The 18,877-nt window shown below is 66.1% G+C and carries 17 protein-coding genes and 1 tRNA gene; 6 read left to right on the plus strand and 12 right to left on the minus strand.

Features of this window, described 5'->3' with window-relative positions:
* Positions 1-29 precede the first annotated feature (29 nt).
* Both SBI20_RS05355 and ahcY read right to left on the minus strand, forming a co-directional pair.
* A complete protein-coding gene (locus SBI20_RS05355) occupies positions 30-2,363 on the minus strand; it encodes a sensor histidine kinase (RefSeq protein ID WP_317974080.1) in 2,334 nt (777 codons plus the stop codon).
* A gap of 152 nt (positions 2,364-2,515) precedes the next feature.
* Positions 2,516-3,940 carry an adenosylhomocysteinase gene (ahcY, locus tag SBI20_RS05360; RefSeq protein ID WP_411911497.1) on the minus strand — a complete coding sequence of 475 codons (1,425 nt, stop codon included), beginning with the start codon at positions 3,938-3,940 and terminating at the stop codon, positions 2,516-2,518.
* A gap of 257 nt (positions 3,941-4,197) precedes the next feature.
* Here ahcY and SBI20_RS05365 point away from each other — a divergent pair, with 257 nt between their 5' ends.
* Positions 4,198-4,677: a peroxiredoxin gene (locus SBI20_RS05365; RefSeq protein WP_317974081.1), complete on the plus strand. Its 480-nt coding sequence runs from the start codon at positions 4,198-4,200 to the stop codon at positions 4,675-4,677.
* A 66-nt stretch (positions 4,678-4,743) separates the two neighbouring features.
* On the opposite strand, the gene folE is transcribed toward SBI20_RS05365, so the two are convergent.
* Positions 4,744-5,367: a GTP cyclohydrolase I FolE gene (gene folE / locus SBI20_RS05370; protein WP_317974082.1), complete on the minus strand. Its 624-nt coding sequence runs from the start codon at positions 5,365-5,367 to the stop codon at positions 4,744-4,746.
* A gap of 197 nt (positions 5,368-5,564) precedes the next feature.
* Positions 5,565-5,837: an FtsB family cell division protein gene (locus SBI20_RS05375; RefSeq protein WP_317974083.1), complete on the minus strand. Its 273-nt coding sequence runs from the start codon at positions 5,835-5,837 to the stop codon at positions 5,565-5,567.
* A 453-nt stretch (positions 5,838-6,290) separates the two neighbouring features.
* On the opposite strand from SBI20_RS05375, the gene SBI20_RS05380 reads away from it, so the two are divergent.
* The 3 genes from SBI20_RS05380 to SBI20_RS05390 are packed head-to-tail and all read left to right on the plus strand — an operon-like array spanning position 6,291 to position 9,429.
* Positions 6,291-8,126: a TadE/TadG family type IV pilus assembly protein gene (locus tag SBI20_RS05380; RefSeq protein WP_317974084.1), complete on the plus strand. Its 1,836-nt coding sequence runs from the start codon at positions 6,291-6,293 to the stop codon at positions 8,124-8,126.
* Positions 8,126-8,749, plus strand: a complete 624-nt coding sequence (locus tag SBI20_RS05385; protein WP_317974085.1) for a TadE family protein — start codon at positions 8,126-8,128, stop codon at positions 8,747-8,749. Before SBI20_RS05380 ends, SBI20_RS05385 begins: the two co-directional genes overlap by 1 nt.
* Positions 8,750-8,766: 17 nt before the next feature.
* The gene (locus SBI20_RS05390; RefSeq protein WP_317974086.1) at positions 8,767-9,429 is read left to right on the plus strand and encodes a TadE/TadG family type IV pilus assembly protein; all 663 of its coding nucleotides are present in this window, start codon (positions 8,767-8,769) and stop codon (positions 9,427-9,429) included.
* Positions 9,430-9,436: 7 nt separating this feature from the next.
* Here SBI20_RS05390 and SBI20_RS05395 read toward each other — a convergent pair whose 3' ends face one another.
* The 5 genes from SBI20_RS05395 to grxC all read right to left on the minus strand — a co-directional run bounded on the left by SBI20_RS05395 (position 9,437) and on the right by grxC (position 12,620).
* Positions 9,437-10,741 (minus strand): NAD(P)/FAD-dependent oxidoreductase, encoded by a 1,305-nt coding sequence (locus SBI20_RS05395; protein ID WP_317974087.1) that lies wholly within the window; start codon positions 10,739-10,741, stop codon positions 9,437-9,439.
* 34 nt (positions 10,742-10,775) lie between these two features.
* Positions 10,776-10,852 (minus strand) — tRNA-Arg (locus SBI20_RS05400).
* Between the two features lie 67 nt (positions 10,853-10,919).
* Positions 10,920-11,438, minus strand: coding sequence for a DUF1178 family protein (locus SBI20_RS05405; protein ID WP_317974088.1), 519 nt, complete (start codon positions 11,436-11,438; stop codon positions 10,920-10,922).
* A 10-nt stretch (positions 11,439-11,448) separates the two neighbouring features.
* Positions 11,449-12,345: a carbon-nitrogen hydrolase family protein gene (locus tag SBI20_RS05410; protein ID WP_317974089.1), complete on the minus strand. Its 897-nt coding sequence runs from the start codon at positions 12,343-12,345 to the stop codon at positions 11,449-11,451.
* Positions 12,345-12,620: a glutaredoxin 3 gene (grxC, locus tag SBI20_RS05415; RefSeq protein ID WP_317974090.1), complete on the minus strand. Its 276-nt coding sequence runs from the start codon at positions 12,618-12,620 to the stop codon at positions 12,345-12,347. Before grxC ends, SBI20_RS05410 begins: the two co-directional genes overlap by 1 nt.
* A 174-nt stretch (positions 12,621-12,794) precedes the next feature.
* Here grxC and SBI20_RS05420 point away from each other — a divergent pair, with 174 nt between their 5' ends.
* A complete protein-coding gene (locus SBI20_RS05420) occupies positions 12,795-13,259 on the plus strand; it encodes an Hsp20 family protein (RefSeq protein ID WP_317974091.1) in 465 nt (154 codons plus the stop codon).
* 90 nt (positions 13,260-13,349) lie between these two features.
* Here the strand turns inward: SBI20_RS05420 and SBI20_RS05425 are convergent, their stop codons facing one another.
* The 3 genes from SBI20_RS05425 to tpiA all read right to left on the minus strand — a co-directional run bounded on the left by SBI20_RS05425 (position 13,350) and on the right by tpiA (position 16,506).
* Positions 13,350-14,981, minus strand: a complete 1,632-nt coding sequence (locus SBI20_RS05425; protein ID WP_317974092.1) for a CTP synthase — start codon at positions 14,979-14,981, stop codon at positions 13,350-13,352.
* Between the two features lie 242 nt (positions 14,982-15,223).
* Complete coding sequence (secG, locus tag SBI20_RS05430) at positions 15,224-15,595, minus strand: preprotein translocase subunit SecG (RefSeq protein ID WP_317974093.1); 372 nt, start codon at positions 15,593-15,595, stop codon at positions 15,224-15,226.
* 128 nt (positions 15,596-15,723) lie between these two features.
* Positions 15,724-16,506, minus strand: coding sequence for a triose-phosphate isomerase (gene tpiA, locus SBI20_RS05435; RefSeq protein ID WP_317974094.1), 783 nt, complete (start codon positions 16,504-16,506; stop codon positions 15,724-15,726).
* A 378-nt stretch (positions 16,507-16,884) separates the two neighbouring features.
* Here tpiA and SBI20_RS05440 point away from each other — a divergent pair, with 378 nt between their 5' ends.
* On the plus strand, positions 16,885-18,828 hold the full coding sequence (locus SBI20_RS05440) for a peptidylprolyl isomerase (protein WP_317974095.1): 1,944 nt from the start codon (positions 16,885-16,887) through the stop codon (positions 18,826-18,828).
* Positions 18,829-18,877: the final 49 nt, after the last annotated feature.

The raw sequence follows: 18,877 nt of genomic DNA on the forward strand, positions 1-18,877 counted from the left end.
AAGGCCTTGTCAGGTAAAAGTGAAAACAATCAGGGCAGTGTGACAATCGCGCTGGTGCCCGCGCCCGGCTCGGACAAAAGCTCGAACTGGCCCCCGTGCGCGGCGATCAACTGGCGCACGAGCGGCAGGCCCAGCCCCAGCCGCCGCTCGACCGGGCGGCCATCGGTGCTCAGGCTCAGGCCCTCCATCGCGCGGGCCAGCGCGGCCGCATCCATGCCCTTGCCATTGTCGGAGACGACCACGCGCACGTCGTGCGCCTGCCGCGTGCATTCGACGAGAATGCGCCCGCCCTCCGGCGTGGCAGCCATGGCATTGTCGATCAGCAGGCCGAACACCTTGCGCAGGCGGCGCACGTCGCCCGTCACCTTGCCCACAGCCGAAGTGCCGCGCAAATCGAGGGTCAGCCCGGCAGCGGTGATCTTTTCGGCCCGTTCGCGCACGACATCGGCCAGCAGCGGGAAAATATCGACCGGCTCGCGCGCGAGGGGCAACATGCCCGCCTCGCTCTGCGACAGGTCGAGCACGTTCTCGATCTGCTCGCCCAGCCGCGCCACCGAGGCCAGAATGGCGGCGACATAATCGCGCGCCTGCGGGGTCAGTTCCCCGGCAAGGCCGCTGTCGAGCATTTCGGCAAAGCCGCCGATGGAATTGAGCGGATTGCGGAATTCATAGCTCATGTTGGCCATGAACCGCGACTTGACCGCGTCGGCCTCGATCAGCGCGGCATTGCGCTCGCGCAGGGCGGCTTCGGCCTTCTGGGAATCGGTGATGTCGAGCACGGTCAGCAGGCCATTGCCATCGGGCAGCGGCACGCCGGAAAATTCGAGGTGGCGCCCATCGGCCAGCGCCAGACGCCCGCTGGTCTGCTTGCGTTCGAGCGTGGCGGCCTGAATCACCTGCCCGATCTGCCCCACTTGCGCCGGGCGGCGCAGCGAGGGCGCCAGACGGGTGAGCAGGTGATCGGCGCGCGGATGGGTGGCGAGGAACTCCTCGTCGAGCGCCCAGTCGGTGGCAAAGCGGCGGTTCCACAGTTGCACACGGCTGTCCGGCCCGAACACGGCGAGCGATTCGAACAGGTTGTCGAACGTGGCCGTGCGCGTGCGCAGCAGGGTGTCGCGCGTGGCCGAAAGCTGCAACTGCTCGGTCCGGTCCTCGAAGATCAGCAGCAGCCCGCCATCGGGCATCGGCTGGGCAACGACGCGCAAATGCGTGCCGTCCGACAGGTGCCATGGCTCCTCGCGCGGCTCGCGCGCGTGGAACCATGCCTGCCGCTCGCGCCGCCACTCGGGAAAATCGCGCACTTCGGGCACTTTGCCGCCATCACGCAGCCGGTCGAGCACGCGGTCGAAGGGCGGCGTATCGGCCACCCAGGCGGGCGGAATGGCAAAGATGCGCAGGAACGGCTGGTTGGCAAAGACCAGATTGCGGCCTGCGTCGAACTGGGCGATCCCCGCCGACAGGGTGTCGAGCGTCTGCCGCTCGGCCTCGCGGAAGCGGCGGAACTGGCGGGTCAGTTCCTCCATCTGCTCGATATCGACCGCATAGCCGGCCACGCCTTCCGCGCCGATGGGCAGGTCGCTCACCCGCATCGTGCGGCGCTGGCCGTTGATCGTGGCCGACACCACCCGTTCGAGCGGGCGCCCGCTGGCAAAGACATCGGCGGCCACTTTGGCCGGGGTCGGCCCCTCGCCCGCCTCGACCAGTTCGATCCCCTGCTCGACGACATCGACCGCGCTGGCCGCGCCCACGGCCCGGACATAGGCCGAATTGACCAGCCGCAGGCGCATCGCCGCATCGCGAAACCACATCGGCAGGGGCGCGGCCTCGATCAGCCCGGCCAGCCCCGAAAAATCGGCATGGGCCTGCGCGGATTCAGCTTCCAGCGCGCGCACGCGGCTTTCGCTGTCGGTCGCATCGAAGACCCAGAGCAGCGCCGCATCGGCAGGGGCCACTTGCGGATCGGCCAGCCCGCCACGCACAGAAAGCGTGCGGGCACCCCCACGCGGAACCAGCGCCATGGCCAGCGGCGCCCCGGTCTTCTGGGTGTGGCGCACGGCCTGCGTCAAGGCGCCCAGCGCCTGGGCGTCGAGCACATCTTCCAGCTCGGTCAGGTAATCGGGCAGGGCATCGCGCCCCAGCCAGCCGGCCAGCCGCGAGGCGCCCTCGATCCGCCCGTCGGCGCGGACCAGCAGCGGCAGGGCGGGCGCTTCCTCGACCATGCGGGCCAGCTTGCGCGCAAGTTGCTGCGCCCCTTGCGCACGGGCCATGCGCGCGCGCGCGGCCAGCACCGCCCAACCGGCCACCAGCGTCCAGACCGCCAGAAGCAGCGCCACGGCCACGAGTGCAAGGGAATGGGACTGCATCGGCCCATGGCTAGGCCCAGCGCCCGCAATTGACAACTGTACGAACCTTCAAAAATGGCCAAAACCGGCGCAACAAGGCCCCAAAGCAAACGCCCCGCATCCTCTTGAAGGATGCGGGGCGCTGTCACGCCTTGCGATGCGCTGGCGCGCGATCAGTAGCGGTAGTGGTCCGGCTTGAACGGCCCCTGCGGCGTCACGCCGATGTAGCTGGCCTGCTTCTCGCTCAGCTTCGAGAGCTTGACGCCCAGCTTTTCGAGGTGAAGCGCGGCGACCTTCTCGTCGAGGTGCTTGGGCAGCACATAGACGTCGTTCTTGTATTCACCGTTCTTGGTGAACAGTTCGATCTGGGCCAGCGTCTGGTTGGTGAAGCTGGCGCTCATCACGAAGCTGGGGTGGCCGGTGGCGCAGCCCAGGTTCACCAGGCGGCCCTTGGCCAGCACGATGATCTGCTTGCCGTCGGGGAATTCGACGAGGTCGGTGCCCGGCTTCACTTCGGTCCACTTGTAGTTCGACAGGGCCGAAATCTGGATCTCGCTGTCGAAGTGACCGATGTTGCACACGATGCTCATGGGCTTCATGGCCTTCATGTGCTCGGCGGTGATCACGTCTTCGTTGCCGGTCGCGGTCACGAAGATGTCGGCGCGGGTGACGGCCTCTTCCATCGTGACGACTTCATAGCCTTCCATCGCGGCCTGAAGCGCGCAGATCGGGTCGATCTCGGTGACCATGACGCGCGCGCCGCCGTTGCGCAGCGAGGCGGCCGAACCCTTGCCCACGTCGCCAAAACCGGCCACGCACGCGACCTTGCCGGCCAGCATCACGTCGGTGGCGCGACGGATCGCGTCGACCAGCGATTCCTTGCAGCCATAGAGGTTGTCGAACTTCGACTTGGTCACCGAATCGTTCACGTTGATCGCGGGGAACGGCAGCTTGCCGTCCTTGGCGATCTGGTAGAGGCGGTGAACGCCCGTGGTGGTTTCTTCCGAAACGCCCTTGATAGCCTTGACGCTGGCGGTCAGGTAGCCGGGCTTTGCGGCCAGGAACGCCTTGAGCGCGCGGCAGAACTCGATTTCTTCGGCGTTGCTGGGCTCGAACAGCTCTTCGCCCGCTTCCACGCGCGCGCCCCACAGCGCGAACATGGTGGCGTCCCCGCCATCGTCGAGGATCATGTTGGCGGTTTCATCGCCCCAGTCGAAGATGCGGCCCACATAGTCCCAATAGTCGGCCAGGCTCTCGCCCTTGATGGCGAAGACGGGGATGCCCTGCGCGGCGATCGCGGCAGCGGCGTGATCCTGCGTCGAGAAGATGTTGCAGGTCGCCCAGCGGACTTCGGCGCCCAGCGCGACCAGCGTCTCGATCAGCACGGCGGTCTGGATCGTCATGTGCAGCGAGCCGGTGATGCGCGCGCCCTTCAGGGGCTGCGAGGCGCCGAATTCGGCGCGCAGAGCCATCAGGCCGGGCATTTCGGTTTCGGCGATGGCGATTTCGGCGCGGCCAAAATCGGCCAGGCCGAGGTCGGCGATCACATAGTCCTTGCTGGCTTCGAGCGCGGTGGCCACGAGGCTTTTCTCCGTCAAATGAGGTATTTTCACGTACCAGAGCCGCACGCGAAATCCGCGTCAGGCGGATCACGGCGGATCGTTGATGGCTGCCTCTTAGCCGCTCCCCACCGGCAGGGCAACGTTAATATAAAGATGTCTTTATATCGGGTCTTTTCGCAGGGTCACGCACCTGCACTCCCGTTGCGGCCCGGTTGCGCAACGCTGCGCCCGGTCTATATCCATGGCCCGGCGCGCACCCCCGCCGCGCCGCATAAGCGAAAGGAATTTTGGGCATGACGATTTCTGTTGGCGACACCCTGCCCAACGTCAAGCTGGTCAAGGCCACTGCGCAAGGCCCCGAAGCCGTCCAGTCGGCCGAGTTCTTCAAGGGCAAGCGCGTGGCGCTGTTCGCCGTGCCCGGCGCCTTCACCCCCACCTGCTCGGCCAAGCACCTGCCCGGCTTCGTCGAAAAGGCCGATGCGATCAAGGCCAAGGGCATCGACGAGATCGCCTGCATCTCGGTCAACGATGCTTTCGTGATGAAGGCCTGGGGTGCGGCCAATGGCGCCGACACCGTCACCATGCTGGCCGACGGCAACGGCGACTTCGCCAAGGCCGTGGGCCTGACCATGGACGGCAGCGGCTTTGGCATGGGCCTGCGCAGCCAGCGTTATGCGATGGTGGTGAAGGACGGCGTCGTCGAGCAGCTTCACGTCGAAGCGCCCGGCGATTTCAAGGTCAGTTCGGCCGAATACCTGCTCGAACAGCTCTGATCACATCGTGATCAGGTCAGCCTGCCCCCTGCTTCGCGCCGGGGGCAGGCTGACTGCCGATCCCGGTCAATAGCCCATCAGGCTCATCACTTCCTTGCGGCTGCGCGAATCTGCCAGGAAGCAGCCGTGCAGGCGGCTCGTCACCATGCCCACGCCCGGCGTGCGCACGCCGCGCCCGGTCATGCAGCCATGCTGCGCCTCGATCACCACGGCCACGCCCTCGGGCTGGAGGTGATCCCAGATGCACTGCGCGACCTCGGCGGTCAGGCGCTCCTGAATCTGGAGGCGGCGGGCATAGCCGTGAAGCACGCGCGCCAGCTTGGAAATGCCAACCACCCGGTTCTTGGGGAGGTAGGCGATCGCGGCCTTGCCGGTGATCGGCGCCATGTGGTGCTCGCAGTGCGACTGGAACGGGATGTCCTTGAGCACGACGATCTCGTCATAGCCGCCCACTTCCTCGAACGTGCGGCTCAGGTGGATGGCCGGGTCTTCCTGAAAACCCTGACAATATTCGGCCCAGGCGCGGGCCACGCGCTTGGGGGTGTCGCGCAGGCCTTCGCGCGTCGGGTCATCGCCCGCCCAGCGCAGCAGCGTGCGGATCGCCTCCTGTACATCGTCGGGAACCGGCATCTTGCCGCGCAGGGCGTCCTCGTCGGCCTCATCATGGCCGCAGCCGGGCAGTTTGCTCATTGTCGTCCAGTCCTCAACTCACCATCAGGAAACCGCCCGCGCCCCGCGTTTTCACGCCGCTTGCGGGCAAAGTCCACGCGCAAGCCGCTACCCGCTCCGCGAACGCTTCGCAATGCTCTGTCGGCAAACAAGCCATGGCGGGGAAACGTTCCCGCCCCCGCCGTCGCAGGATTATTGCCAGCATTATTCTTGCTGGGTCACGGCTGGCGCGGGATCACCACTTCGTCAGGGTGGGCGACGTTGAGGTCCGCGCGGAGCAACTCGCCCACCAGATCGGGATCGGCATGGCGCGGATCGAGCAGGTTGACGCGGTTGGAAAGCCGGTCCCGCTCGGCGGTGAGCAGCACGACTTCCTTCTGGCGCTGTTCGAGCAGGCGCGCGTTCTCGCTCCACGCGAGCAGCCCGCTGGGGCCCGCCACGGCGAAAGCACCCATCATCAACAGCGCGAGCAAAGCCAGAGACTCGGTCATGCTGTTGCGGGGCATCTTGAGGTTTGGACGGCGCCGCTTCATGGCCAAACGAGATCACATTGCTTTCGTTTTGGCAAGAACGCCTCGTCGCAAATGCGATGGAAAACCCGCGTGTGGCGCGAGGCTTCAGGACGGGCTCGCGCAAGGAACCGGAACGGTCAATCTTCGCCATGTACCTGCTGCGTGCCCGCTGCCCCAAAACCGATGGCATCAGCATGGTTCCTCGCGCATTCCCGCGCCGCGCCCACGCCTTTCCCGGCCATGCCGGGCCGGGCCCCTGCGTAGCAATCCGGGGGAAATTTTCGGCAGACATTAACCCGTCCGAAGCACTTGCGCATGCATGATCGCCGCTGCGGGGAAGTTCTCCCCGAGGACGCGGCGCCTTGTCGCGTGCCGAATTTGCGGGAAGGCTCTGTTCAGCTCATGCGTCTTGGTTGGTTTGGTCCAGGTATCATGCGCCAGTTGGGTTCGAGGCGCACGCACCGGGACGGTTGCACGCGCCGAAACGAACGCGGCTTTTTCGCCCGCCTCGCCTGCGAACTGGCCACCGATCGTGCGGGCAATGCCTGGGCCATCGTCGCCCTCACCGCCTTTCTGGTGATCACCCTGGCGGGCCTGGGCACCGACGCGTCGCGCGCCTATCTGGTCAAGACCAGCCTGCAAAACGCATGCGACGCCGGCGTGCTGGCCGGGCGCAAGGCCATGGCCGCCTCGGGCACCTATGGCACGAGCGAAACCGCCAAGGCCAACAAGATGTTCGCCTTCAACTTCCACCAGAGCGAGACAGGCTCCAGCACCCCGGTCTTCAGCAGTTCGGCCGATTCCACCGGCCACGTCAACGGCACCGCCAGCACGACGATGCCCACCACCCTGATGCAGATGGCCGGCTATACCAGCGTGCCGGTCTCGGTGGTCTGTAGCGCCGAATTGCAGATGGCCAACGCCGACGTGATGTTCGTACTCGACACCACCGGCTCGATGGCCTGCGACGTCAATGGCAACAACTGCAACTCGGGCTCCTCGTCCAAGATCGTGGGCCTGCGCGCGGCTGTCCGCTCGTTCTACCAGACCGTTGCCTCGGCGGTGACCGACAAGGCCAATACCCGCATCCGTTTCGGCTTCGTGCCCTATGGCATGACGGTCAACGCCAAGAACCTGCTGACATCAGGCGCGATGCCGACAAGCTACTTCGCCGACAGTGCGCCCTACCAGACGATGATGGTCAAGTTTTCGACGAGCCCGACCTATGTCACCGTGAACGGGGTGAGGCAGGCCCGCTACCTTGCCATCGCCTACAAGTATATCCAGAGCACGATCCCGGTTTCCGACTTCAAGGGCTTTGGCAACGTGGCGCTGGGCACCGGGGTCACGCTCTACACGCAATCCAACGGCTGGTGGGGCTATTACGACAATGCCTCGAGCGCGACCTATGTGACCAACCAGCCGTCGAGTTCCAACCCGTATTACAACCTGCGCGACCTGGCCACCGGCACCAATGTGACAGGCACCGTCGGGAACCTGAGCACCACCAACAGCAGTTGGGGGGGATGCATCGAAGAACGCGCGACCGTGCCGCAGCTCTCGATGTCGCCCATTCCCAGCGGCGCGACCGACATGGACCTGACCAGTGCGCCGATCAATGATGACACGCGCTGGAAGCCCTATCTTGCGGACCTCGAATACTATCGGTCGAACTATACGACCTCGACGCCCGATACCACATCGGTGTTTGACAGGCAGGTCGGCTATTGCCCTTCACCGATGATGCCGTTCACCACCGTCGATACCACGGCCCCCAATACCGTGCCCGACTGGCTCAATACCTATCTCAGCGGCCTCGTCGCCAATGGCGGCACCTATCACGACATCGGCATGATATGGGGCGGACGCCTGGGCAACCCCAGCGGGATCTTCGCTGCCAATGTGAATGCCGGCAACCTCTCCTCGGTCAGCCGTCACATCATCTTCATGACCGATGGCACGATGGAAAACTATCCCAGCAACTATACCGCCTGGGGCGTGACCGCCTACGACGGTCGCGATGCACCGACGAACACCTCGAACACCAGCCTCGTCAACTATCACAACAACCGGTTTCTGGCCGCCTGCAACACGGTCAAGGCGATGGGCTACACGATCTGGGTGATCGGCTTTGGCCAGACGCTTACCCCGCAGATGACCTCGTGCGCCACGGCGGGCCGCGCTTACTACGCCTCGGACACCTCGAAGCTGACCACCACGTTCCAGTACATTGCCGGTCAGGTCGCCGACCTGCGGATCAACAAGTGATGGGAAGGCGCGCCATCCCCCTCGCCCGCGCAGGGCGCCGGTTGCGGCGCGACCGGCTTTTACGCGACCGGGCAGGCGTCACCGCCGTCGAATTCGCGCTGGTCGTGCCGTTCCTCCTGCTGATCATGTCGATGGGGGTCGAACTGGGCATGGCCTATTATGTCGATACGGTTCTGAACGGCACGATCAATGCGGCGGGCCGGGCCTCCTCGCTCCAGAGCGGGCAAACCGGGACAAGCGCAATCGATGCCCAGGTCACGGCCCAGATCCGCAATGCCGTGCCCTGGGCGCAGGTGACCATGTCACGAAAAAACTACACCAATTTCACCAATATCGGCACGCCCGAAGACTTCACCGATTCCAACCACAACGGCCAGTATGACCAGGGCGAATGCTTTGCAGATGCCAATGGCAACGGTGTGTGGGACGCCGATATGGGCGCATCGGGCATCGGCGGCGCCAACGACGCCGTACTCTACACCGTCAGGGTCACCTATGCGCCGATCTTCCCGTTCACGCCGATGCTCGGGCTGCCTTCGCAGATGAGCCTGTCCGCCAGCACGATCATGCGAAACCAGCCTTTCGCCACCCAGTCCACCCGCACGACGACCCAGGTATGCTGAACATTCGCTCTTCCTTCGTGAAACGGCAGCGCCAGACCGGGATCGCGCGCCTGCTCGCGCGCCTCATCCGCGACCGCGGGGCCGTGACCGTCATCGAACTGGCGGTGAGCCTGCCGTTCCTGATGGTCATGATCCTCGGTACGCTCGAAATGGTGAACCTGGGCATTCTCCATGACCGGCTCAACCAGCTGGCGATCTCGGTGGCCGACAATGCCTCGCGCGCGAAGCAATCGGTTGTGGGCGGCGCGCCGGTCTTCCGCGAGTTCGACGTCAACCAGGTCTTCACCGGCGCCTCGCTCTCGGTGCGGGATCTCGATTTCCCCACCAACGGGCGCGTGATCCTCTCCAGCCTGGAAACCAATGCGCAAGGCGGCCAGTGGATTCACTGGCAGCGCTGCTGGGGCAATACGTCCTATGCCTCGCGCTATGGCGTTGAGGGAACCGGCGCGAGCGGCACCTCGTTTGCGGGAATGGGCCAGCCGGGCCACGTGATGACCGTGGAATATCCCAATGCCATCATGTTCGTCGAGGTGGTCTATCAGTATCGCCCGATGTTCTTCGGCTCGCTGTTCACCCCCCAGTTGCTGCACAAGGACGCCGCCATGTACGTGCGCGACGACCGCAATCTGAACGCTGGGGTCACGAACCCGAGTCCCATGGTCGCCGAAGAGGACTGCTGACTGCGGTCTAGAGCCGGTCGAGCAGCGAATACCAGGCCATGCCCAGCACCAGCAGGGGCAGGCGCGCCTCGTAGCCGCCGGGAATTCTGGCGGTGGGCACGCGGGCCATCAGGTCGAACCGCTCGGCACTGCCGGCAATCGCCTGTGCGGCCACGGCCCCGCCCCAGGTCGCCATGGCCACCCCCTGCCCCGAATAGCCCCCGATGGTCAGGATATTGGGGGCGAGGAAATCGAAATAGGGCATCCGGTTCATCGTGATGCCCAGCGTGCCGCCCCAGCCATAATCGATCCGGGTTCCCGCCAGCTGCGGATAGATGCCCAGCATGGCCTTGCGCACATAGGCGGGGATGTCGGCCGGAAAACGATAGCCATAGCTCTCGCGCCCGCCAAAGATCAGGCGATGATCACCCGACAGGCGGAAATAGTTGATCACGAACTTTGAATCAGCCACCGCCGCATCGTTGGCGACCAGCGAACGGGCCAGATCCTCGCCCAGGGGCTCGGTCGCGATGATGTAGTTGTTGATCGGCATGACCCGGTCCGCGACCTTGCGATCAAGCTTGCCCAGATAGCCGTTGCCCGCCAAGATCACATGGCCCGCGCGCAGGCTTCCTCCAAGGGTCTTGACCAGCGGCTTTGCGCCCTGATCTAGCGCCAGAACTTCCGACTTTTCATGAACCCGCACGCCCGCCGCGATGCAGGCCCGCGCCAGAGCGAAGACATAGCGCAAGGGCTGAAGGTGAACCCCTTGCGCATCGAACGAGCCGTTGTGATAGGCCTGCGTTCCCAGCAAGGCGCAGATGTCCTCGCGCCCGAGCCAGTCGATCGCCTCGTAGCCATAGCGCGTGCGCAGCAGGTCCACTTCGGCGCGGGTATGGGCGCCCAGCCGCGCGCGGTGGTTGGCATGGATGATCCCGCGCTTGAGGTCGCAGGCAATGCCCAGTTCGTCGACCAGATCGAGCACGAGTTGCCTTGCCGCCAGCCCCGCATCCCACAGCGCGCGCGCGTCCTCGCGCCCGACCATCGCTTCAAGGGCGATCTGGTCGACCCGCTGCCCCGGCCCGATCTGTCCACCGTTGCGCCCCGAAGCCCCCCAGCCCAGCCGGTGCGCATCGAGCACGACCACGTCATAGCCGCGCCGCCGCAGATGAAGCGCTGCCGAAAGCCCCGAAAGCCCCCCGCCCACGATGCACACATCGCAAGTGCCCTTGCCCGCCAGCGCCGGGAAGGCAGGCAGCGGCGGCGTGGTCGCCGCATAGAACGAGGGGGGAAATTGGCCGACAGTCTCGTTCGCATGGAGAGCACTGGTCATGCACACCCGCTCCAGCCCAGATTTCGACGAGAAATGGTGCGCCCGACGGGATTCGAACCCATGGCCCCAAGATTAGGAATCTTGTGCTCTATCCTGCTGAGCTACGGGCGCCCGCGCCTCTCTTAGGCAAGGCGTGCCGCCAAGGCAATGCGCGTTTGAACAGGAGACTTGCAGGCCCTCAATTGGCCTGCTCGGGCGGCACCACGGGCACCAGCAGCGGGGCGATCTCGATCCCTTCATCGAGCAGGTCGCGCGCCTCGCCGGGGGTCGCCTGTCCGTGGATCGGGGCCACTTCCTTGTCGCCATAGTGCATCGCGCGGGCCTCGTCGGCGAAAGTATCGCCCACCCAGGTCGAACGCTTGAGCGCCTCGGCCTGCGCCTGCACGACCGCCTTGAGCATTGCCACGGCTTCGGGCGGAAGGGGCGGAGGAGCCGGCGGCGCAGCGGGGGTCGGTGCAGAGGGCGCAGCAGGCGCGGCTCCTTCCGGCCCGCTTTTGTCCGGCTCGGCCCGGACCGGCGCCTGATTGCCCTTGCGCCCCACTGCCGGGGCCATGACCGCCTTGCCCACCGCCGCGCTGCCACAGACCGGACAGGCCAGCAGCCCGCGCGCCTGCTGGTCGGCATAGTCGCCCGACGAGCCGAACCAGCCCTCGAACCGGTGCCCTTCAGGCGTGCATTGCAGATCGAAGACAATCATGGCGCGCCCGTTACGTGCAGGCGAGCGGGCTTGGCAAGTCCCCTCCGAGGGACCGTTTGTTGGCAAGACTGGGCACTTGCCCGCGGACCGCCGCCGTGCGGGCCGGGTCGATCGTGGCAAAGCCAAGTCCCGCAGCCTGCCCCATATCGAGCACGACCTCGCCCCAGGGATCGACGACGAGGCTGTGGCCATACGTCTCGCGCCCGTCCTCGTGGAGGCCCGATTGCGCCGCCGAGATCACATAGGCGCTCGCCTCGACCGCACGGGCGCGCTGCATCAGGTGCCAGTGCGCCGCGCCCGTGGGCACGGTAAAGGCGGCAGGCGCCGCAATGCAGTCGCAGCGCGCGCGGCCCAGCGCCTCGAACAGGGCGGGAAAGCGAATGTCGTAGCAGATCGCCAGCCCCAGCCTGCCGACCGGACATTCGACCGTGACGACCGCCTCGCCGGGCCGATAGGCTGCCGATTCGCGCCATGTCTCGCCGCTTGCCAGATCGACATCGAACATGTGGATCTTGTCGTAGCGCGCGGCAATCGCACCGGTATCGTCGATCACGAAGGCCCGGTTGGCCAGCCGGGTGTCGCCCGCGCGCCCATCGGGCCCGGTTTCGGGCCGGATCGCCAGCGAGCCGAGATGGACCCACAGGCCCAGCCGCGCCGCCGCCTCGCGCGCGGCGGCCAGCACGCGGTCCTCGTCCTCGCCCACGATATGGGCCGCCGCGCGCGCGCGGTTGCGGTCGATCAGGCCGGTCATCTCGGGCGTGAACAGCATGGCCGCACCCTCGCGCGCCGCCTGCTCCATCGCGGCCACGAGCATGCCGGCATTGGCCAGCGGGTCGATCCCGCTGGTCATCTGCAACAGGCCAACCCTGACCGGCCCCCGTCCCTCAGTCAGAGAAGGCGTGCCCATCACGCCAGGCCCAGCAGCGGGTCGAGCTTGCCCGCGCGGTCGAGCGCGTGGATGTCGTCGCAACCGCCCATGGCCTGACCGGCGATGAAGATCTGCGGCACGGTCGTCGCGCCGGGCGCGCGCTCGACCATTTCGGCACGCTTGGGCCCGCCCATGGTCACGTCATATTCCTCGTAAGGCACGCCCTTGGCGTCGAGCAACTGCTTGGCCCGCACGCAATAGGGGCAGCCCCACTTGGTGTAGATTTCGACTTTGGGAAACTGGGACGAGCTCATGTTTTCTCCTCGAACGGGAAGACCGGAAACGGGGTCTTGAAACGGGACTTTCGAGCCCACACATGGTCTTTCGTGAAGGGCGCCGCAAGACGGGCTCCTCACTTTCAGCCGCCCCGACGCCGGAGTTTGCCGGGCCGGGGCCAGTGCAGATTGCTCTTTTTTGAGGATATTGCCATGAACCGTTTCGATTTTACCCCCTATCGCCGCACGACCGTGGGTTTTGACCGCCTGTTCGACCTGCTCGAACGCCAGGCCCGCGCCAATGCCGGCGACAACTATCCCCCCTTCAACATCGAGCGCCGGGGAGAGGACGCCTACCGGATCACGCTGGCCGTGGCCGGGTTCAAGCCCGAGGAACTCGACATCACCGCCCAGCAGAACCTGCTGGTGATCAAGGGCAGCAAGGCGGACCTTTCCGACCGCCAGTACCTCCACCTCGGCATCGCCAACCGTGGTTTCGAACGCCGGTTCGAACTGGCCGATTTCGTGCGCGTCGATGCCGCTGACCTGGCCGATGGCCTGCTGACCATCGACCTCGTGCGCGAAGTGCCCGAGGCGATGAAGCCCAAGAAGGTGCTGATCGGCGACCAGAAGACGCTCACTGTCGTCGAAGGTGGCGATACCGCCCACGCGGCCTGATCCCTGCATCAAGGCAAACAAAAAGGGCGGGGCCTTGCGGTCCCGCCCTTTCTTTTCGTGTCCTGTGCCCGGCAATCAGACCAGGCTTTATCAGACCAGACGGGCCTGCTTGACCGCTGCGGCAATGAAGCCCTTGAACAGCGGGTGCGGATCGAACGGACGGCTCTTGTATTCGGGGTGGAACTGCACGCCGATGAAGAACGAATGGTCCGGGCGCTCGATGATTTCGGGCAGCAGGCCATCGGGCGACATGCCCGAGAAGCGCAGGCCGCCCTTTTCAAGCGCCTCGCGATAGGCGACGTTCACTTCGTAGCGGTGACGGTGGCGCTCGCTGATCGTGGTGGCGCCGTAGATCGCGGCCACATCGCTGTTGCCGGCCAGCTGCGCCTCATAGGCGCCCAGACGCATCGTGCCGCCTAGATCACCGCCCGCCTCGCGCTTTTCGAGGCCTTCGGCGGTCATCCATTCGGTGATGATGCCCACCACCGGCTCCTTGGTCGGGCCGAATTCGGTCGACGAAGCCTCGGCGATTCCCGCCGTGTTGCGCGCGCCTTCGATGCAGGCCATCTGCATGCCAAGGCAGATGCCGAAGAAGGGCACGTTCCGCTCTCGGGCAAAGCGCACCGCGGCGATCTTGCCTTCCGAGCCACGCTCGCCAAAGCCGCCGGGCACGAGAATGCCGTGCATCGGTTCGAGCTGGGCGGCGATCTCGTCGTCTTCCTTCTCGAAGACTTCGGCGTCGAGCCAGCGCACGTTGACCTTCACGCGGTTGGCCATGCCACCATGGGCCAGCGCCTCGTTCAGCGACTTGTAGGCGTCCTGAAGGCCGACATACTTGCCCACCACGCCGATGGTCACTTCGCCTTCGGGGTTCTGGAAGCGGTCGACGATGTCGTCCCAGCGCGAGAGTTCCGGCTCGGGCGCGGTCATGCCAAAGTGGCGCAGGACTTCCGCGTCGAGGCCCTCGGCGTGATACTGGAGCGGCACCGCATAGATGCTGCTGGCGTCGAGCGCGGGGATCACCGCCGACTTGCGCACGTTGCAGAACTGGGCAATCTTGCCGCGCTCGCTGTCGGGCAGCGACTTTTCGCAGCGGCAGAGCAGGATGTCGGGCTGGATGCCAAGGCCGGTCAGTTCGCGCACCGAGTGCTGCGTGGGCTTGGTCTTCAGCTCGCCGGCGGCCGCGATATAGGGCACCAGCGTGACGTGGACGAAGCAGGTCTCGTCGCGGTCGAGGTCGTTGTGGAGCTGGCGCAGCGCCTCGATGAAGGGCAGGCCCTCGATGTCGCCCACCGTGCCGCCGATTTCGCACAGGACGAAATCAAGGTCGTCGGTCTCGGCCTGGGCGAAGTCCTTGATCGCGTCGGTGACATGCGGGATGACCTGAACGGTCGCGCCCAGATAGTCGCCCCGACGTTCCTTGGCGATGATGTCGCGATAGATGCGACCCGAGGTGATGTTGTCGGCCTGGCGCGCCGAGACGCCGGTGAAGCGCTCGTAGTGGCCAAGGTCGAGGTCGGTCTCCGCGCCGTCGTCGGTCACGAAGACCTCGCCGTGCTGATAAGGGCTCATCGTGCCCGGATCGACGTTGAGATAGGGGTCGAACTTGCGGATCCGCACTCGATAGCCACGAGCCTGGAGCAATGCCGCGAGGCTTGCCGCCATGAGACCTTTGCCGAGCGAGGAGACCACGCCGCCGGTGATGAAAATGTACCGCGCCATGGGAGTTGGGCCTTAGCGTCAGAAGGGGGAGGAACGCAAGCGGCGTCCGCATACAAATCCGTGGAAGGCCACGAATCCGTTAACCGATATGCCACATGCGCAAGGACGAACCGTGACCGCCACCATGCCGCAAACCGGCACGCGAAAGCATCACGAAAAGGACAGGTTCCACTCGCAAAAAACAAGCGGCGCCCCCGCCGGAAGCGGCAGGAACGCCGTGTGTTCGCAACTGGAACGAAAAATTACTGCTTGGCCGCACCCTGAAGCGGGTCAGCCGGAACCGAAGCCGGGGCCACTGGGGCCGCAACCGGAGCCGAAGGCGCAGCGCCTGCCGCAATCGGATCGGGCGTGCGCGCCAGCGAGGTATCGAGTTCGCGCGTGCCGCCCGAGTGGACCGCAAGGGCCGCCAGGACGATGCTGAGCACCACGAAGAGCCCCGCGAGAATCGCGGTCACGCGGGTGAGGAAGTCGGCCGCACCGCGCGCCGACATGAAGCCCGCCGGGCTGCCGCCCACGCCGAGGCCACCGCCTTCGGACTTCTGGATGAGAATCACGCCGACCAGCGCGGCAGCCACCAGCGCCTGGACAACGGTGAGGAAGATAAAGAGCGACATGACATTCCGCCTGAAACTGTTGGGGGGCACTTAAGGCGGCAAGACGCGCGGCGCAAGGGGTGGTTTCCGTCCCCCGCCCCGCCGCGTCTGCACACAGCCTCCTTCTTATGGCCCCTTGCTGTGGAGCCTCAGCTCTCGACGAGAGCCGCAGCCGCCACGATCGGCAGGAACGCATCCGCCGTCAGGCTTGCCCCGCCCACCAGCGCCCCGCCCACGTCGGGCGCGGCCAGCAGCGCAGGCGCATTGTCGGCATTGACCGAGCCGCCATAGAGAATGCGCACCCGCGCACCGGCCTCGCCATAGGTCGCCACAAGGCGCCCGCGAATGGCCCGGTGCATCGCGATCACATCCTCGACCGCCGCCACGCGCCCGGTCCCGATGGCCCAGACCGGCTCGTAAGCCACGGTCACGCGCCCCTGTTCGAGGGCCTCGGCCACCAGCGCCGCCCCGGCCTCATCGCGCGGGATCGAGCCATCGACCTGCGCGCCGACGACAGCTTCGGCCTGCCCGGAATCGCGCTGTTCAAGCGTCTCGCCCACGCAGACGATCACGCCCAGCCCGGCGCCCAGTGCAGCCTGTGCCTTGGCCTGCACCAGTGCGTCGCTCTCGCCATGGTCGCGGCGACGCTCGCTATGGCCGAGAATCACGAAGCTGGCGCCGATGTCAGCCAGAATGGCCGCCGAAACGTCCCCGGTATGCGCGCCCTTGGCGAGGGTGTGGCAGTCCTGGCCGCCCACCCCGATATCCGAAACCGCCTCGCCCATCAGGCCGATCAGCGGAAACGGCGGTGCCAGTGCAATATCGACGCCCGGATGGCGCGCAGCGGCGCGGTCGATGGCGCGCGCCTCGGCCAGCATGGCCCGGCTGCCATTCATTTTCCAGTTTCCGACGATATACGGTCGATGCGCCATGCCCGGCAGTGCCCCTTCTGGTATCGCTATTCATGTCGGCGCCAGAACGAATACCGGCGCCGCGTTCCGGTCAGGCCTCCCACCCCGGCAAAGCGATGCCCGGCAAGTAGGAATACGAATTCCTGACCCGCTCCCCCTTGCCTGCATTTGCCCTTCGAGCGCAAGATCCATGCGGAGATTTCTGCGCCTTGCGATTCCATAAATTTACAATCGACCGCACCTGCCCGGCATTCTTGCCCGCCAAGCCCCGGATCTTGCCAGCCAGCCCCCGGATCTTGACCGCCAAGCCCAGATCTTGCCTTCCAAGCATTGCGGGATCGCCTCAAGGCTCCTAAGGCAGGCGACCATTGGACTTTGTGGCGGATTTGATCGCACCTCATGCTCTCGCTGTTTCGTAAATTGATCCATTCCCGCATCGGCGCGCTGTGTGCGCTGGTGTTCATCGGGCTTCTCGCGCTGGCTTTCGTCGGCGCCGACGTGACGGGCTCGCGCCTTGGCAGTTCTTCGAGCGACGATGACGTCGCCAAGGTCGGCCATACGAGCGTGACAGCGAGCGAGCTTGGCAAGATCGTCACCGCAGCGCTCGAACGCGAGCGGCAGAACACCCCCACGCTGACCATGAAGCAATTCCTGGCGCAGGGCGTTCTCGACGATGCCCTGTCGGGCCTTGCCGACCGCGCCGCCATGCAGGAATGGGCCAAGGCCCACGGCATGGGCACGAGCGACCGCCTCGTCGACAGCGAAATCGCCAAGCAGACGGCCTTCCAGGGCCCTGACGGCAAGTTCAGCGATTCCGTCTATCGCGCCTTCCTTGCCCAGCGCGGGCTGACCGACGCAACCGTGCGCACCGATCTGGCCCAAAGCCTGATCGCGCGCCAGTTGCTCTCGCCGGTCGCCGTGGGCGCCGCCCTGCCCGGTTCGGCGGTCAGCCGCTATGCCGCGATGCTCAAGGAAAAGCGGGATGGCGAAATCGCCTTCCTGCCCAGCCTGCTGTTTGCGCCCAAGGACAAGCCGACCGACGCGGTTCTGGCCACGTTCTACAAGGCCAATGCGGCCCGCTACCTCCAGCCCGAGCGCCGCACGATCCGCTATGCCGTGATCGACGAGGCCTCGCTCAAGGATGCGGCCACCCCCAGCGAGGCCGAGATCGCCGCCCGCTACAAGCTCAACGCCGCCACGTATGCCCCGAGCGAGACCCGCACGCTGACCCAGGTCGTCGTGCTCAGCGAGGCCGACGCCAAGGCGCTGGCCGCGCAAGTGGCCGCCGGAACCCCGATCGAGGCCGCCGCCCGCGCCAAGGGTCTGGCTGCCAGCAAGCTCGCCGACCTCACCCGCGACAAGCTCGCCGCCCAGGCCTCGCCCGCCGTGGCCGACTCGGTCTTCGCCGCTGCGCAGGGCAAGGTCGCCACGCCCGCCCGGAGCGGCCTTGGCTGGCATGTCGTGCGCGTCGACGTGATCACCCACAAGCCGGGCAAGACCCTTGACCAGGCCCGTGGTGAGATCGTCGCCACCCTTTCCACCGAAAAGCGCCATGCCGCGCTGCTCGACCTGTCGAGCCGGATCGAGGACGAATTCGAAAACCACACCGGCCTTGCCGATGTCGCCAAGGCCCAGGGCCTGACGCTTGCGACCACCGCGCCGCTGACCTCGGATGGCAGCGTGTTCGGCAAGACCGGCGAGAAAGCTCCCGCCGACGTGCTGGCCCTCGTCCAGAACGCCTTTGCCGTCGAACGCGAGGGCGAAGGCCAGATCGCGCCGCTCGCCGATGGCAAGCGCATCGCGATCTACGAGGTGGCGCAGATCATCCCGGCCTCGCCCGCCCCGTTCGATCAGGTCAAGGACGCTCTCGTCCGCGACTATGCAACCGAACAGGGTGCCGCCAAGGCCAAGGACGCGCAAGCCAGGGTTCTGGCCGCCATGGCCAAGGGCGCCTCGCTCCCCGACGCGCTCAAGGGCCTCGGCGTGGCGGTTCCCCCGGCCCAGCCGATCAGCATCAGCCGCGAACAGCTCGCCGCCATGCAGCAGTCGGGCCGTCAGATTCCCCCGCCGCTCGTCCTGCTCTTCGCCATGGCCAAGAACACCGCCAAGCCGATCGAAGCCCCCAACAAGGCCGGTTTCTACATCGTCTCGCTCAAGTCGGTGACCCCCGGCACGATCCCGGCTGGCGATCCGTTCCTGACCCAGGCCGGAACCGAGCTGGGCCAGTCGGCCGGGCGTGAACTGGCCGAGGAACTGCGCAGCGCCATCCGCAAGGAAGTGGGCGTCACCCGCAACGAAACCGCCATCCGCGCGCTCCGCGCCCGTCTGGCAGGCGGCCAGTAAGGCCCAAAAGACCAAAGACCGGACGCCCCGGCAACGGGGCGTCCCCAAC

It is taken from the genome of Novosphingobium sp. IK01, from assembly GCF_033242265.1.
GTDB lineage: Bacteria > Pseudomonadota > Alphaproteobacteria > Sphingomonadales > Sphingomonadaceae > Novosphingobium > Novosphingobium pituita.

Coding starts and splice junctions, on each gene's coding strand:
- SBI20_RS05355 (WP_317974080.1), bottom strand. CDS start 2,363: ATGCAGTCCCATTCCCTTGCACTCGTGGCCGTGGCGCTGCTTCTGGCG.
- SBI20_RS05365 (WP_317974081.1), top strand. CDS start 4,198: ATGACGATTTCTGTTGGCGACACCCTGCCCAACGTCAAGCTGGTCAAG.
- folE (WP_317974082.1), bottom strand. CDS start 5,367: ATGAGCAAACTGCCCGGCTGCGGCCATGATGAGGCCGACGAGGACGCC.
- SBI20_RS05375 (WP_317974083.1), bottom strand. CDS start 5,837: ATGACCGAGTCTCTGGCTTTGCTCGCGCTGTTGATGATGGGTGCTTTC.
- SBI20_RS05380 (WP_317974084.1), top strand. CDS start 6,291: ATGCGCCAGTTGGGTTCGAGGCGCACGCACCGGGACGGTTGCACGCGC.
- SBI20_RS05385 (WP_317974085.1), top strand. CDS start 8,126: ATGGGAAGGCGCGCCATCCCCCTCGCCCGCGCAGGGCGCCGGTTGCGG.
- SBI20_RS05395 (WP_317974087.1), bottom strand. CDS start 10,741: ATGACCAGTGCTCTCCATGCGAACGAGACTGTCGGCCAATTTCCCCCC.
- SBI20_RS05405 (WP_317974088.1), bottom strand. CDS start 11,438: ATGATTGTCTTCGATCTGCAATGCACGCCTGAAGGGCACCGGTTCGAG.
- SBI20_RS05410 (WP_317974089.1), bottom strand. CDS start 12,345: ATGGGCACGCCTTCTCTGACTGAGGGACGGGGGCCGGTCAGGGTTGGC.
- grxC (WP_317974090.1), bottom strand. CDS start 12,620: ATGAGCTCGTCCCAGTTTCCCAAAGTCGAAATCTACACCAAGTGGGGC.
- SBI20_RS05420 (WP_317974091.1), top strand. CDS start 12,795: ATGAACCGTTTCGATTTTACCCCCTATCGCCGCACGACCGTGGGTTTT.
- SBI20_RS05425 (WP_317974092.1), bottom strand. CDS start 14,981: ATGGCGCGGTACATTTTCATCACCGGCGGCGTGGTCTCCTCGCTCGGC.
- secG (WP_317974093.1), bottom strand. CDS start 15,595: ATGTCGCTCTTTATCTTCCTCACCGTTGTCCAGGCGCTGGTGGCTGCC.
- tpiA (WP_317974094.1), bottom strand. CDS start 16,506: ATGGCGCATCGACCGTATATCGTCGGAAACTGGAAAATGAATGGCAGC.
- SBI20_RS05440 (WP_317974095.1), top strand. CDS start 16,885: ATGCTCTCGCTGTTTCGTAAATTGATCCATTCCCGCATCGGCGCGCTG.